The following is a 12,978-nucleotide window of genomic DNA, read 5'->3' as shown; positions in this document are numbered from 1 at the left end:
CCGCGCGACGACCGGCCGCGGCGACGGACCCGCCCGCCACCGGCGGTCACAGCGTGGCCAGCCAGTTGCGCAGCAGCGCGGCGCCGGTGTCGGCGGACTTCTCCGGGTGGAACTGGGCGGCGGACAGCGGCCCCCGCTCGACCGCGGCCACGAAGTCGGACTCGTGGTGGGCGGTGGTCACCGTGGCACCGGCCGCCGCCAGCGCCCCCGGGTCACCCACACCGTAGGAGTGGACGAAGTAGAACCGGCTCTCGGCGGGCAGGCCGGCGAAGAGCACCGAGGAGCGCGGCGCCCGCACCGTGTTCCAGCCCATGTGCGGCAGCCGGGTCGCGGCGAGCTTCGTGACGCCGCCGGGCAGCAGACCGAGCCCCTTGGTGACCACGCCGTGCTCGTCGCCGTGCTCGAACAGCACCTGCATGCCGACGCAGATGCCGAGCACCGGCCGGCCGGCGGCCACCCGATCGGCGATCATCGGGCCCGCGCCGAGCGCCTCGATCCCGGCCATGCACGCCGCGAACGCGCCGACACCCGGCACCACCAGACCATCGGCGGCGGCCGCCGCGGCCAAGTCGTCGGTCACCCGCACGTCGGCGCCCGCGGCGGCCAGCGCGCGCTCGGCCGAGCGCAGGTTGCCCGACCCGTAGTCGAGCACGACGACCTGGCTCACTGGCCCTCCCCCGGCAGCAGCCAGAGCACCCCGCCGACCGTGGCCAGCACGGCGAGCAGCGCGGTGAGCAGCAGGGCACCCTTCGGCGCGCCCTGCCGGTACAGCGACCAGACGCCGCCCACCAGCACCCCGGCCAGCACCAGCAGCAGGATCGGCAGCGCCGAGCTCATCGTGGTGCCCTTCCCGTCGTGGCCGCGACCCGCGCGGCGTTCCCGGCGACCGTCACAGCGCCCCCTTCGTGCTGGGCACCACGCCCGCGGCCCGCGGGTCGATCGCGGTGGCCTCCCGCAACGCCCGGGCGACCGCCTTGAACTGCGCCTCGACCACATGGTGCGCGTCCGGGTGGCCGCCCGGTCGGGCCGCCCGCAGCACGTCGACGTGCAGGGTGATCCGGGCCGCCTGGCCGAGGGACTCGAAGATGTGCCGCGTCATGCTCGTCGGGTAGACCGGCCCGATGTACGGGGCCAGCGGCGGCTCGTCGTGCAGCACGTACGGCCGGCCGGAGAGGTCCACGGCGGCCCGGACCAGCACCTCGTCCATCGGGATGGTGGCCGAGCCGTACCGCCGGATGCCGGCCTTGTCGCCGAGCGCCTGGTCGAGCGCGGCGCCCAGCGCGAGCGCGGTGTCCTCCATCGTGTGGTGCGCGTCGATCTCCAGGTCACCGACGGTGCGGACGGTCAGGTCGAAGCCGCCGTGCCGGGCGATCTGGTGGAGCATGTGGTCGAAGAAGCCGACCCCGGTGCTGATCTCGGCGGCGCCGGTGCCGTCGAGGTTCACCTCGACGAGGACCTTGGTCTCCTTGGTGACCCGCTCCACCCGGGCGGTACGACTCATTGCCTGCCTCTCCATCACGACTGCGGGGCTGGTACGCGGACTGCTCGAACTGCCGTCACCGCTGCTGCTCCATCGCGGCCAGGAACGCGTCGGTCTCGGCGGGGGTGCCGGCGGTGACGCGCAGCCAGCCGGGCAGGCCGACGTCGCGCACCAGCACGCCCCGGTCCAGCAGGGCGCGCCAGGTGGCGGCCTGGTCGCCGCCCACCTCGAACAACACGAAGTTGGCGTCGCTGTCCGCGACCCGCAGGCCCCGCCCCCGCAGCTCGCCGACGATCCGGTCGCGCTGCTCCTTGATGGCCTCGACCGTGCCGAGGAGGGCGTCACGGTGGGCCAGCGCGGCCCGCGCGGCGGCCTGGGTGAGCGCCGACAGGTGGTAGGGCAGCCGGACCAGCTGCACGGCCCGCACCACCGCCGCGTCGGCGGCCAGGTAGCCCAGTCGCCCACCGGCGAAGCCGAACGCCTTGCTCATCGTACGGGTCACCACCAGCCGGGGGTGCCCGGGCAGCACCGCGAGGGCGCTGACCGTGCCGGGACGGGCGAACTCCGCGTACGCCTCGTCGACCACCACCATGCCCGGCGCCGCGTCCAGCACCGCGGCGACCACGGCCGGGTCCAGCGCCGTGCCGGTCGGGTTGTTCGGCGAGCAGAGGAAGACCACGTCCGGCCGGTGCTCGTGGACCTGGGCGACCGCCTCGTCGGCGGTGAGTCCGAAGTCGACGCCGCGCCGGGCGGGCACCCACCGGGTACCGGTGCCGAGCGCCAGGAGCGGGTGCATCGAGTACGCGGGCGTGAAGCCGAGCGCCGTACGCCCCGGCCCGCCGAACGCCTGGAGCAGCTGCTGCTGGATCTCGTTGGAGCCGTTGGCGGCCCACACCTGGTCGACGGTGAGCCCGTGACCGAGGTAGGCCGCCAGGTCGGCGCGGAGCGCCACGGCGTCCCGGTCCGGATAGCGGTTGAGGTCGCGCAGCTCCGCGGCGAGCGCCTTGCCGATCGCGTCGGCCACCGGCTCCGGCACCGGGTAGGAGTTCTCGTTGGTGTTGAGCCGCACCGGCACGTCCAGCTGCGGCGCCCCGTACGGCGACAGCCCGCGCAGGTCGTCGCGGAGCGGCAGGTCGTCGAGGGTGGTCACGAGCCCGCCCCCGGGAACCGCGCCCGCACCGCCTGGCCGTGCGCCGGCAGATCCTCCACGTTGGCCAGCGTCACCACGTGCGGGGCCACCTCGCTCAGCGCATCCCGCGTGTACTCCACCAGGTGGATGCCGCGCAGGAAGGACTGCACGGACAGCCCGGAGGAGTGCCGCGCGCAGCCGCCGGTGGGCAGCACGTGGTTGGAGCCGGCGCAGTAGTCGCCGAGGGACACCGGCGACCAGGCGCCGACGAAGACGGCACCGGCGTTGCGCACCCGCAGCGCCCACTCGCGGGCGTCCCGGGTCTGGATCTCCAGGTGCTCGGCCGCGTACGCGTCGACCACCCGCAGCCCGTCGGTGAGGTCGTCCACCAGCACCACGCCGCTCTGCTCACCGGTCAGGGCGGTGGTGACCCGCTCGGCGTGCTTGGTGGCCGGCACCTGCCGGGACAGCTCCCGCTCCACCGCCTCGACCAGCGCCGGCGACGGGGTGACCAGGACACTGGCGGCGAGCGGGTCGTGCTCGGCCTGGCTGATCAGGTCGGCGGCGACGTGCGCCGGGTCGGCCGTGTCGTCGGCCAGGATGGCGATCTCGGTCGGGCCGGCCTCGGCGTCGATGCCGACGACGCCCCGCAGCAGCCGCTTGGCGGCGGTGACCCAGATGTTGCCCGGGCCGGTGATCATGTCGACGGGATCGCAGTGCGCCTCGCCGGCCGCGTCGACGGCCGACCCGTACGCGAGCATCGCCACCGCCTGGGCGCCGCCGACGGCGTAGACCTCGTCCACGCCGAGCAGCGCGCACGCGGCGAGCACCCGCGCGTCGGGTAGGCCACCGTTGTCCTTCTGCGGCGGGCTCACCACCACCAGCGAGCGGACGCCGGCCTCCTGCGCCGGGACCACGTTCATCACCACGGTCGACGGGTACATGGCGAGGCCACCGGGGACGTAGAGCCCGACCCGGTCGACCGGCACCCAGCGCTCGGTGACCGTGCCGCCGGGCACCACCTGGGTGGTGTGGTCGGTGCGCCGTTGGTCGGCGTGCACGCGACGGGCCCGGCTGATCGACTCCAGCAGCGCCGCCCGGACCTCCGGGTCGAGGGTGCCCTCCGCCTCGGCGATGGCCTCGGCGGGCACCCGCAGCACGTCCGGCGAGATCCCGTCGAAGCGCTCGCTCGCCTCCCGGATCGCCGGGTAGCCATGGTCGCGGACCGACTCCACCACGGGCCGGATCCGCTCGACGGCCACGGACACGTCGAGCTGGGCACGGGGCAGCAGGCGGCGGGGGTCGCGGACGCCGCCGCGCAGGTCGATCCGATTCAACACCCTTGCGAGTCTAGGCGGCCGGTCCGGAGCAGGCCGGGACCGCCCGTACGCCGGGACGGTGAGCCGGCCCACGTGCCGCCCGGCCCCTGCCCGGGGGCGCACCGGGACGGTGGCCACGAGCGTCGCCGGCGGCCCCACGCGCCCACCGGAGACGGTGAGCCGGGCCACGCCACGGGACGCGGATCCGGCTAGGCTCGACGGCGTGACTGCGCGGCTGCCGGTGTTTCCGCTCGGAACGGTGCTCTTCCCCGGGTTGGTGCTGCCGCTGCACATATTCGAGGAGCGCTACCGGGCCCTGGTCCGGCACCTGGTCGGGCTGCCCGAGGGCAGCCCGCGCGAGTTCGGCGTCGTCGCCATCCAGACGGGGTGGGAGGTGGCGGCCACCGGGCCCGGTGGCCGGCCGACCGCGGCCGGCGGCGACGTGACGCTGCACGACGTGGGCTGCACGGCCGAGCTGCGCCAGGTGACCGAGCTCGACGACGGCGGCTTCGACATCGTGACCGTGGGTAGGCGGCGGTTCCGCATCGCCGACGTGGACGAGCGGTCCGCGCCCTACCTGACCGCCGAGGTGGAGTGGCTGCCCGAGCCCGGCGGGGCGGACGAGGTCGCCGACCTGTTGGCGGCGCGGGTGATCTCGGTGTTCCGGCAGTACCTCGGGCTGATCCGGGCCGATCCGCAGGAGCTGTCCGAGCAGCTGCCGGAGGACCCGACGGTGCTGTCCCACCTGGTCGCCGCGACGGCGGCGCTGACGGTCGACGACCGGCAGCGGCTGCTCGCGATCGACGACACCGCGGCCCGGCTCCGCGCCGAGCTGCGCCTGCTCAACCGCGAGGCGGCTCTGCTGCGCCAGGTGCGGGCGGTTCCGGTGCCGCTGACGGAGCTGGCGTCGCCGCCGACGCCCAACTGAGCCCCGCGAGGTCGGGCTCGGGCTCCGGGCGCAGCGACGGCCACCGGGACCAGCCGGCGAGCAGGGTGTACATGATGGCGGCGCCGAACGCGGGCAGCAGCAGCTGCGGCACGGGCACCACGTCGAGCACTCCGCTCAGCTCGCCGGCCCGCAGGTCGGCCGGCTTGGCGAACGGCTGCCCGTCGGGGGCGGTCGCGAGCAGTCGTTCGAAGGTGCCCAGCCCGATGCGCCGCCCCACCTGCCAGGCCACGACGCCGGCGGCGAGGGCACCGAGCACGGCGGTGACCAGCCCGACCGGCCCCCGCCAGCGACGCAGCACGATCCACAGCGCGAGCGCGGCGAGCACGCCGAACCCGAACCCGAACAGGCTGAACCAGCCATCCGCCGCGATCGGCTGCTCCGGCTGCGGCTGTGCGTAGAGCGCCCCGTCGGGCGCCTTGATCACCGGGGTCTCCGGGGCGACGGCCGCCCAGAGCAGGCCGAACGGCACTCCGAGGACGGTCAGCACCAGCCCCCCGCCGAGCGCGGCCAGGACGCCGCGCCGACCCGACCCGGCAGCCGCCGTCGCGTCGGACGGCGGATCGGCCGGGGCGGCACCGGGGCCGGTCGGGGTGGTGCGGTCGCGCTCGCCGGGCTCGGCGGCGGACCGCTCACGGTCGGGGGTGTCCGGGCTCACCGGATGATCCTCTCAGGCGCCCGGACGGGCGGGGGCGGCGGTGGCCCCACACCCCCTCACCGGGCGAACGGTTCCAGCATGACCGCGGCCGCCCGCAGCCAGGCCTGCCGGGTCTCCGGCTGGAGCTGGTGGTATTCGATCGACGACCCGGTCTCCAGCGCCGGGTCGTACGGGACCACGGCGACGGCGCGGGTGCGGGTGGCGAAGTGCCGCTCCAGGTCGTCCTGGAGGGTGGACCGGCCCGGCGTCGGGCAGGAGATCAACGTGACCGCGTTGTCGGCCAGCTCGCCCATGCCGACCTCGTGCAACAGGTCGAGCATCCAGTCGGCGCTGAACGCCGCGTCCTCCCGGGGGACGGTGGTGACCACCAACTGGTCGGCGGCCTGCATCACCGTCCGCCAGTTGGCGCTCTCCACGTTGTTGCCGGTGTCGACGCAGACCACCTCGTGGGTGCGGCGCAGCAGCTCCAGCACCCGCTTGACGGTGAACTGGTCGAGTCGCTGGGCGAACCGGGGGCTCTCCTCACCGGCCAGCACGTCGTACGAGTTGTCGGACGCGTGCCGCAGGTAGTCGTCGAGGTGGTCGGTCAGGGTGGCACCCTCGAGGATCTCGATGTGGGCCAGGTCGGAGATCAGGTGCCGGATGGTCCGGGCGTGGCGCGCGCTGCCGGCCCGCAGACCGAGCGTGCCCCGCAGCTCGTTGTCGTCCCAGGCGAGCACCCCTCGCCCGCGGACGCTGCCCACCGTCGCCGCCGCGAGCACGGTGGCCGTGGTCTTGTGCACGCCACCCTTGGGGTTGGCGAAGGCGAGCACACGGGAGCCGCCCAGCTCGCGACGCAGCACCGCGGTGGCCCGCTCCACCTCGGGGTCGGGCGCGGGCGCCTGCGGGCGCCACTCGACCCGCGCCGCGTAGCCCCGGTCGGCGGCCGGCGGCGGAGGCGACGGCGGGAGGGCCGGGGGTGTCGGCGCGGTGGGTGTCGGGTAGCCGGTCTCCGGCCGGTAGCCGGTCTCCAGCAACGCGTAGCGGGACTCCGCCTGCGGCGGGTCGGGCCGGTAGCCGGTCTCCAGCAGGGCGTAGCGCGACTCGGCCGGCTCGGGTCGACGCGGCTCGGGCACCCGGTGGCCCGGCTCGGCCGGATACGCCGGCTCGGCTGGATACGCCGGCTCGGGCCGGTAGCCCGACTCCGGCCGGTAGGTCTGCTCGGGACGGTAGGTCGGCTCCGCCCGGTAGGCCGGGTCGACCCGATAGGTCGCCTCGGCCCGGTAGCCACGATCCGCCCCGTAGGGCGGCTCGGCCGGCTGGGGGACGGGCTGCGCCCGCCCGGCGTAGCCGTGGGGGGCGGCCCGCCGGGGCAGGGGCATGGGGTCGGGCCGCGCCAGAGGCTCGGGCGGCGGCAGGGGATCCTCGACGCGCCGCTCGGGCTCGGGCGGCTCGGAACCGCGGTGACGCGCCCGGTCGAGCAGCGCCCGCCATCGCGGTGCCGGTTCGGCCGGCCGACCCCAGCCGGTCTCGCTGCCCTCCACGGCTCGCCCTCCCCAGCGCGATCGATCTCCTACAGGCTACGAAGGAAACCCTATTCGGACCACTCCGGCCCGCTGACATCCCTGGTACCGATCACGACGCCGTGGACTCGACCGCACCCTTAGCAGGCGCGTCCTCCGAGGTCACGGCCGGCGACGACGGCGACGGCGGCGGTGGGGGCGGCGGGCTCGGCGGCACCGACACGGCGGTGGGCGCCGGCGCGGCCGGCACGGGCGCCGACGGAGCGCCCGTCGTCGGCACCGGCGCGGGCGCGGGCGGCGACGGCGTGCCCTTCGACCGGCTCGGGGCCGGCTCCGGCAGGGCCGTGTCGGCCGGCGGCCGGACGACGTCACGCTGCTCGGGCAGCGGCGGAGTGAAGACCGTGCGGTCCAGCCGGCGCACCTCGGGGGCCGGGTCCACGGCGCGGACCGCCCCACGGGCGGCCACCGCACGCAGCCTCGTCGGCTCGGCCCGCACCACCGCCGCGTAGACGCAGGCGCAGCCGGAGCGGTAGGCCTCGGCCTCCGCGGCGGCCACCTCCGCGTTGCTGGCGTACACCTGGCGCAGGTCGCGGTCGTCCACCGCCGCGGCGGCGCGCGCGCGGTAGTCGGCGGCCTCCCGGTCCTTACGGGCGGCCAACCCGGCCATGCCGGCCGTCACGTCGTCGGGCACGCGCAGCGCCGGGATCCGGACGATCTCGGTCTGCCGGCCGGGCAGCGGTACCCGCCCGAAGACCGCCGAGACGGAGACGTCGCCGAGCACCGCCGCGAGGCGCTGCGGCGGCAGGTAGGTGTCCAGGGAGACCAGCGCGTACGTGCCGCCGGGCGGCTCGGCCGGCGGCAGGGCGGCCAGGTCCGCGGCCGCGGCCCGCAGGTAGCCGGGGACCGAGTCGCCGTCGACCACCCCGACCCGCGTCACCTCGCCGACGGTCGGATCCCCGACGGAACGGTCCCGGCTGGTGGCCCAGACGGCGGTGAGCAGCACCGCGGCCACCGACAGCAGCGCCGTGGAGCTGAGCAGCCGGGGCCGCGCCGAGCCGTCGGCGAGGCGCGCCACCGCCCGGGTCAGGGGCGGCAGCAGCCGCTGGTCCAGCTGGCGCAGCAGGTCGCCGGCGCGCACGAGCGAGATCCCCTCGTCGTCGGTGTGGGACGGTCGCCGCTCAGTCGCGGAGGATCCCGAGCGCGCGTTCCAGGTCGTCAGGGTAGTCGCTGACGAAGCGGACCTCGTCCCCCGTTCGGGGGTGCAAAAAGCTCAACTCGCGGGCGTGCAGCCACTGTCGGTCCAGCTTGAGGCGGGCCGACAGGGTGGGATCCGCGCCGTAGGTGAGGTCGCCCACACACGGGTGGCGCAGCGTGGAGAAGTGCACCCGGATCTGGTGGGTGCGGCCGGTCTCCAGCCGTACGTCGACGAGGCTGGCGGCCGGGAAGGCCTCCAGGGTGTCGTAGTGGGTGATGCTGGGCTTGCCGCCGGAGACCACCGCCCAGCGGTAATCGTGGGTCGGGTGCCGGTCGATCGGGGCGTCGACGGTGCCGCTGAGCGGGTCGAGGTGGCCCTGCACCACGGCGTGGTAGCGCTTCTCCACCTCGCGGTACTTGAACGCCCGCTTGAGCGCCGTGTACGCCTGCTCGCTCTTGGCCACCACCATGATCCCGGTGGTGCCGACGTCGAGGCGGTGCACCACGCCCTGCCGCTCGGCGGCGCCGCTGGTCGAGATCCGGTGGCCGATGGCGGCGAGCGCGCCGATCACGGTCGGGCCGGTCCAGCCGGGGCTGGGGTGGGCGGCGACGCCCACCGGCTTGTCCACCACCACGATGTCGTCGTCGGCGTAGACCACCCGCAGGCCGGGCACGGCCTGCGGTACGACGGTCGGCGGCGCGACCGGCGCGGGCAGGGTGACGTCCAGCCAGGAGCCGGCCCGGACCTTGTGCGAGTTGGCGCGCACGACGCCGTCGACGAGGGCGTCCCCGGCGTCGACCAGCGCCGCGGCGGCGGTGCGGGAGAGCCCGAAGAGCCGGGAGACGGCCTGGTCGAGCCGCATGCCGTCGAGGCCGTCGGGCACGGGCAGGGTGCGCCGGTCACGACCGGTGGCGAACGCGGAGGTCACGCGCGCTCCCGCTGCTCGGCGGCGGACCCGTCCGCCGGGTCCTGCAGCGGGCGGCCGTCGCGGCCGACCCGCCCGCCGTCGCGTTGCCGGCCGGTCAGCTCCAGCAGCAGGGCGAGGATCACGCCGCAGACCAGTGAGCTGTCGGCCAGGTTGAACACCGGGAAGTACTCGCCGAACGGCCCGAAGACACTGATCATGTCGACCACGTGGCCGTGGAACGGGGCGGGCGCCCGGAAGATCCGGTCCGCCAGGTTGCCCAGCGCCCCGCCGAGCACCAGGCCGAGGGAGACGGCCCACGGCAGGGACCGCAGTCGCAGCGCCATCCACAGGATCCAGCCGATCACGCCGATGGTGATCAGCGGGAAGACCCAGGTGTAGTCGGAACCGATGCTCCAGGCCGCGCCGCTGTTGCGGACGAGGTTGAGATAGATCGCACCGCCGAGGAGCCGGACGGGCTCGCGGTCGGTCAGGGCCTCCAGCGCGAGGTGCTTGGTGACCGCGTCGGCGACGAGGGCGACCACCGCGGTGCCGGCGAGGATCGCGACGGCACGGGGCCGGGGTCTGCGGTCACCCTGTTCGGTGCGGCCGGATCCGGCGGTCGGTGCTGCGCTCATCTGCTCCCCATCGACTCGGCGGTGATCGCTCACCCTCTTGATCGCCGCCGGGGAGCGGACCTCAGCGCCGCTCCTCCAGCTGCTTGCAGGTCACGCAGAGGGTGGCCGACGGGAAGGCGGCCAGCCGCTCCACCGGGATGGGGTTGCCGCACCGCTCGCACCAGCCGTAGCCACCCTCGTCGAGCCGTTCCAGTGCCCGCTCGACCTGCGTGATCCGTTCCAGGATGCTGTTGGCGAGAGAGATCTCCTGCTCCCGCTCGAACGTCTTGGTGCCGGTGTCGGCCTGGTCGTCCCCGGCCGAGTCGGTCAGCCGGTCGCGCTGAAGCTCGGTGATCTCGCTCAGCGTCTGATCGTACTCGGCGCGGAGCTCGTCCCGCCGCGCCGCCAGCGCCGCCCGGATCTTCTCGGTCTCGGCCGCGCTGCGGGTGGCCTTGGCCACCGGCTTGCGGCCGGCGGTCCTGGTCTCGGCTGGCTTCGCCATCGTCGCTCCCTCGGCCGGGGAACCGCGGCGGGCCGCGGCGCCTGGACAGGGGACGCCGGCAGGGCGTCCCCGTACGAAAAGGGGCGCACGGCGACATCGGCCGCGCACTCCGGAGGTTGGCAAGAATACGGAACGTACAGGCGTCCGACAACGTGCCGCACCGACGCACCGCTATTCAGCCCAGAGTCCCATCTAACTGGGACAAAAGGAACGCTAGCAGATCAGGCATCGCGATCATCGCCGTACTCGCCAAACCACCGGGCCAGCCGACCGCGCCGGCTGACCGCCCGCAGTCGGCGCTCGGTCTCGTCCCGCACGCCTCCGGTGGCCACGATCAACAGGCTGTCGCCGGTCTTCAACCGGGTGTCCGGGCCCGGCACGAAACCCACCCCGTCGCGCAGCACCAGCGTCACCGAAGCGCCCAGCGGCAGCCGCAACTCGTCGACGTGCACCCCGGCGATCCGCGAGCCGGGCGGCACCTCCACCTGGAGCAGGTCCGCCCGCATCCGTTCCAGCGGCGCGATCTCCACCTGGATCTCGCTCACCTCCGCCGGCGCGGTGACCCGCAGCCGGCGGGCGACCGGCGCCAGCGTGCCCGCCTGGAGCACGGTGAAGATCACGACGAGGACGAAGACCACGTCGAAGAGCCGCTCCGCGCCCGGCACCCGCTCGGAGAGCGGGATCGTGGCCAGCACGATCGGCACCGCACCCCGGAGGCCGGCCCAGGACAGGAACGCCTGGTCCCGTGGCCCGAGCCCGAACGGCAGCGCGGAGACCGCCACCGACAGCGGCCGGGCGGCCAGCAACAGGGCCAGACCGGTGACCACCGCCGGGAGCACCGCCGCGTCCAGCCGGCCCGGCGAGACCAGCAGCCCCAGCAGCACGAACAGACCGATCTGCGCCAGCCAGGCCAGGCCGTCGGCGAAGCCGAGGATGGCCTGCCGGTGCGGCAGCCGGGCGTTGCCGAGCAGCACCCCGGCGACGTAGACGGCGAGGAACCCGGAGGCGTGCAGCACCGCGCCGGCCGCGTAGGCCAGCACGGTGATGCCGACCGCGGCGATCGGATAGAGCCCCGCGGACGGCAGCGCGGCCCGCCGCAGCGCCCATCGGCCGCCGACCCCGGCCGCCACCCCCACCGCGGCGCCGACCCCCAGCTCGTACGCGACCAGGCCGACCTCGTACCACCACGGATGCCCGCCGCCGGGGCGGGAGAGCAGCACGACGAGGAGCACCACCGGGGCGTCGTTCATCCCCGACTCGGCCTCCAGGGTGGCCACCAGCCGGGGCGGCAGGCGCAGCCGCCGGAGCGTGGCGAAGACCGCCGCCGCGTCGGTGGAGGAGAGCACCGCCCCGTACAGCAGCGCCAGCCGCCAGTCCAGACCCAGCAGCAGATGGACGGCGACCCCGACCACCACGATGCTGACCACCACGCCGACGGTGGAGAGCGCCGCGGCGAGCCCGAGCACCGGGCGCAGCAGGCTCCACCGGGCGGTCAACCCGCCCTCGGCGATGATGACGATCAGCGCGCAGAAACCCAGCGCGCGGGTCAGCTCGACGTCGTCGAAGCGGATGCCCAGCCCGCCCTCGCCGATCGCGACGCCGAGAGCCAGATAGACCAAAAGGCTGGGCACACCGAGTCGGGTGGAGAGCCGGACCGCGCCGACCGCCACCAGCAGCACGGCCGCGCCCAGCAGGAGGCCGACGTCGAGCCCCGGCGTCACGGTCGCCCGGCCCGGACGTTCCTCACTCGCCGGAGCCGTCGCGCAGTCGGCGCAGCACGGCGGGCAGCCCGGGGTCGGGCCGCTCGACGAGGAAGAGCTTGTCGCGGCTGGCCGCGCCGGTCCGCAGCGACACCGCGGCGGGGCGGACGCCGAGCGCGCCCGCCAGTGCCCGGCGAGCCGCCTCGGTGGCCCGCCCGTCGACGGCGGGCGCGTTCACCGCGATCACCAGGGCGGGCCCGTGCGGCCCGTCGAAGCGGCCGCCGACCCGGGCCCGGGAGGCGCCCGGCTTCACCCGGACCGCCACGGTGAGCGTCTCGTCCGCGGACACGCCGAGCCCGCTCAGCTCGGGCGGGAGTCGGCGAGGAGGGCCGTGGCCGGCGCGCAGTGGGCGCACGGCGTGAAGCCCAGCTCGACCGCCTCGGCCACCGGCACCGGCTCGTGGGCCCGACCGACGAGGTGGGCGCAGTCGGCGAGGTGGTAGCGGGGGCGTCCGTCGACCACCCGCACCTCGTCGGGCAGCCGGGCGACCAGCGCCGCCTCGGCGAGGGTGACCGGTTGGGCGTCCGGCTCGTCGTCGTACACCCCGGCGGTCTCGTCGGCCGGCGCCGCGTACGGCGACGGCTCGTCGTCGGCCGGCGCCTCGGGTGGTTGCCGCCACCCGGGGTCACCGGTGCCGAACGTCGGGGGAACGTGCTGGACGGGGATCTCCGGCTCGGCCAACGGCGGCCCGTAGGCGACCCCGGCACCGGCGTCAGCGCCCGGCCGGATCACCTGCGGTTCGCGCGGCCCGGGCCGACCCGGACCCGCCGCCGCCCGGTCGGCGGCCGCCTGGCGGGCGCCCACCACCAACGCGACGGCGGCCAGCAGGCTGGCCGCGATCGAGATGATCAACATCAGGCTGGAGCCACCGGCCAGGCCAAACACCAGCAGCACCACCGCGACGAGGATGAGAAGGAGACTCGCGACTATCACGACTCACCCCCGCCGCGTCGAACCGTCCAGACG

The 12,978-nt window shown here is 75.3% G+C and carries 15 protein-coding genes; 1 reads left to right on the top strand and 14 read right to left on the bottom strand.

The genetic code is table 11. The annotated features are described in order from the left end of the window. Positions 1–46: 46 nt before the first annotated feature. Genes hisH through hisD form a run of 5 tightly spaced genes read right to left on the bottom strand, consistent with a single transcriptional unit; the run spans position 47 to position 3,949 of the window. Positions 47–667 (bottom strand): imidazole glycerol phosphate synthase subunit HisH, encoded by a 621-nt coding sequence (gene hisH / locus ACIBTV_RS08515; protein ID WP_396703369.1) that lies wholly within the window; start codon positions 665–667, stop codon positions 47–49. Further along, positions 664–837, bottom strand: a complete 174-nt coding sequence (locus tag ACIBTV_RS08510) for a hypothetical protein (protein ID WP_396703368.1) — start codon at positions 835–837, stop codon at positions 664–666. The genes hisH and ACIBTV_RS08510 overlap by 4 nt, the downstream gene beginning before the upstream one ends. Before the next feature lie 52 nt (positions 838–889). After that, positions 890–1,501, bottom strand: coding sequence for an imidazoleglycerol-phosphate dehydratase HisB (hisB, locus tag ACIBTV_RS08505; RefSeq protein WP_396703367.1), 612 nt, complete (start codon positions 1,499–1,501; stop codon positions 890–892). Positions 1,502–1,556: 55 nt separating this feature from the next. Next, positions 1,557–2,630, bottom strand: a complete 1,074-nt coding sequence (locus tag ACIBTV_RS08500; protein ID WP_396703366.1) for a histidinol-phosphate transaminase — start codon at positions 2,628–2,630, stop codon at positions 1,557–1,559. Further along, the gene (hisD, locus tag ACIBTV_RS08495; protein ID WP_396703365.1) at positions 2,627–3,949 is read right to left on the bottom strand and encodes a histidinol dehydrogenase; all 1,323 of its coding nucleotides are present in this window, start codon (positions 3,947–3,949) and stop codon (positions 2,627–2,629) included. Before hisD ends, ACIBTV_RS08500 begins: the two co-directional genes overlap by 4 nt. A gap of 202 nt (positions 3,950–4,151) precedes the next feature. Between hisD and ACIBTV_RS08490 the strand changes: the two genes are divergently transcribed. Continuing rightward, a complete protein-coding gene (locus tag ACIBTV_RS08490) occupies positions 4,152–4,856 on the top strand; it encodes an LON peptidase substrate-binding domain-containing protein (protein WP_396703364.1) in 705 nt (234 codons plus the stop codon). On the opposite strand, the gene ACIBTV_RS08485 is transcribed toward ACIBTV_RS08490, so the two are convergent. From ACIBTV_RS08485 to ACIBTV_RS08445, 9 genes are all read right to left on the bottom strand, one after another. Beyond that, on the bottom strand, positions 4,771–5,532 hold the full coding sequence (locus tag ACIBTV_RS08485) for a DUF2567 domain-containing protein (RefSeq protein ID WP_396703363.1): 762 nt from the start codon (positions 5,530–5,532) through the stop codon (positions 4,771–4,773). The genes ACIBTV_RS08490 and ACIBTV_RS08485 overlap by 86 nt on opposite strands. Positions 5,533–5,588: 56 nt before the next feature. Further along, positions 5,589–7,055: an AAA family ATPase gene (locus tag ACIBTV_RS08480; protein WP_396703362.1), complete on the bottom strand. Its 1,467-nt coding sequence runs from the start codon at positions 7,053–7,055 to the stop codon at positions 5,589–5,591. Between the two features lie 91 nt (positions 7,056–7,146). Further along, positions 7,147–8,172 carry a hypothetical protein gene (locus ACIBTV_RS08475; RefSeq protein WP_396703361.1) on the bottom strand — a complete coding sequence of 342 codons (1,026 nt, stop codon included), beginning with the start codon at positions 8,170–8,172 and terminating at the stop codon, positions 7,147–7,149. Between the two features lie 40 nt (positions 8,173–8,212). Next, the gene (locus ACIBTV_RS08470) at positions 8,213–9,157 is read right to left on the bottom strand and encodes an RluA family pseudouridine synthase (protein ID WP_396703360.1); all 945 of its coding nucleotides are present in this window, start codon (positions 9,155–9,157) and stop codon (positions 8,213–8,215) included. Beyond that, a complete protein-coding gene (lspA, locus tag ACIBTV_RS08465; RefSeq protein ID WP_396703359.1) occupies positions 9,154–9,771 on the bottom strand; it encodes a signal peptidase II in 618 nt (205 codons plus the stop codon). The genes ACIBTV_RS08470 and lspA overlap by 4 nt, the downstream gene beginning before the upstream one ends. A 61-nt stretch (positions 9,772–9,832) precedes the next feature. Then, positions 9,833–10,252, bottom strand: coding sequence for a TraR/DksA C4-type zinc finger protein (locus tag ACIBTV_RS08460; protein ID WP_088992775.1), 420 nt, complete (start codon positions 10,250–10,252; stop codon positions 9,833–9,835). A gap of 221 nt (positions 10,253–10,473) precedes the next feature. Next, entirely contained in the window at positions 10,474–11,973 is a 1,500-nt protein-coding gene (locus ACIBTV_RS08455) for a potassium/proton antiporter (protein WP_396703358.1), read from the bottom strand. A gap of 22 nt (positions 11,974–11,995) precedes the next feature. After that, on the bottom strand, positions 11,996–12,301 hold the full coding sequence (locus tag ACIBTV_RS08450) for a DUF167 domain-containing protein (RefSeq protein ID WP_396703357.1): 306 nt from the start codon (positions 12,299–12,301) through the stop codon (positions 11,996–11,998). A gap of 11 nt (positions 12,302–12,312) precedes the next feature. Further along, entirely contained in the window at positions 12,313–12,945 is a 633-nt protein-coding gene (locus ACIBTV_RS08445; protein WP_396703356.1) for a hypothetical protein, read from the bottom strand. Positions 12,946–12,978: the final 33 nt, after the last annotated feature.

Source organism: Micromonospora sp. NPDC049366, assembly GCF_044466625.1.
Lineage (GTDB): Bacteria > Actinomycetota > Actinomycetes > Mycobacteriales > Micromonosporaceae > Micromonospora.
This window is presented reverse-complemented; position numbering and strand designations above follow the sequence as displayed.

Excerpts from the sequence above, each read along its gene's own strand:
- ACIBTV_RS08460 (WP_088992775.1), bottom strand. The coding sequence starts at position 10,252 with ATGGCGAAGCCAGCCGAGACCAGGACCGCCGGCCGCAAGCCGGTGGCC.
- lspA (WP_396703359.1), bottom strand. The coding sequence starts at position 9,771 with ATGAGCGCAGCACCGACCGCCGGATCCGGCCGCACCGAACAGGGTGAC.
- ACIBTV_RS08510 (WP_396703368.1), bottom strand. The coding sequence starts at position 837 with ATGAGCTCGGCGCTGCCGATCCTGCTGCTGGTGCTGGCCGGGGTGCTG.
- hisB (WP_396703367.1), bottom strand. The coding sequence starts at position 1,501 with ATGAGTCGTACCGCCCGGGTGGAGCGGGTCACCAAGGAGACCAAGGTC.